The organism is Streptomyces mayteni, from assembly GCF_054783955.1.
On record NZ_BAAGPR010000266.1, the window covers coordinates 1 to 1105 of the forward strand.

1 protein-coding gene is annotated in these 1105 nt (G+C 37.9%); it reads left to right on the plus strand.

The genetic code is table 11. The features are described 5' to 3' along the window. The coding region (locus ACYVPE_RS39820; protein ID WP_461038731.1) for a transposase at positions 1-744 on the plus strand (744 nt) is incomplete at its 5' end. Positions 745-1105: the final 361 nt, after the last annotated feature.

Genomic DNA, 1105 nt, shown 5'->3' on the forward strand with positions numbered 1-1105 from the left:
ACAGCAAAGAATGCCGACAAACATGCCCAAATTGAAAACATGTTGAACCACTCCATTCCATGGGATGTAATTAAAAAAAAAGTAGGCTGTGGAAAGTCCATGATTCGAAGAATTTCAAGGAAAACCAAGTTGCAGTCAAAAAATAGCGCGGGTAGACATCGTTTACTCACACCTAGGGAGGAAACCAAAGCAGCTAGAGACATAAGACTTGGCTTATCTAAAAGCGCAGCCGATGCTTCCTTTGGCGTTAAAAAACCAGATCAAATGGTCAATCCAAAAACAATTGCTCGTACTTTGAAACGCAAAGGTCTAAAATCGACTAAGAAAAAGACGGTACTTCCACTTAATAATGACAAGCAAAAGGCACGATATGATTGGGCAAAGGCTCATAAAGACTGGTCCGAGACTGATTGGGAACGCGTTGTCTTTTCTGATGAGACAAAGATCCAAAAAAGAGGGTCTAATGGCCTAGAATACGCTTGGAAAGAGGATAATGCACCTTATCGAGACCATCACTACAAAAAGAAACATGCTTATGGAGGAGGCGGAATCATGCTTTGGAGTTGCATAACTATACATGGAGGGGGCTACATGTCCTGGCTACAAAGTAATGTAAATGGTGAGCTATACACGTCAGTACTTGAGGAGGAATACAAGGAGACATTGAAGTATTATGGCCTGCAAAGTAAGGACATGATCTTTCAACAAGATAATGCTGTAATAAACGAAGATAAAAAGAAATAAAAAAGCACCAAAACGATAATTTGAGATACTTTTTATTCTTGATTATATCCCAGTTAAAGTTATCCTTTTTCAATGAGGATTTAGGTGGGATATTTATATTCTTTTGAATAATAATTCATGGGGACGATTGAGTTAAATCAATTGGTTCTTTCTTGATGTTTCATTCTGGATTGGGGCATTGCCATCATATCTCGTTCCATGGAATCTTATCTTGTATAATTATATTATAAATCATTGTTCTAAGCTACTAGTGTTGCATTTATAAATAGGCATCCATGGAATTGTTGTTTAAGACGGCACTTGTATTTTGTTCCTGAATGATTATTGGAAGTCGGATCGTAGCCATGTCGTTCTGTGAGCC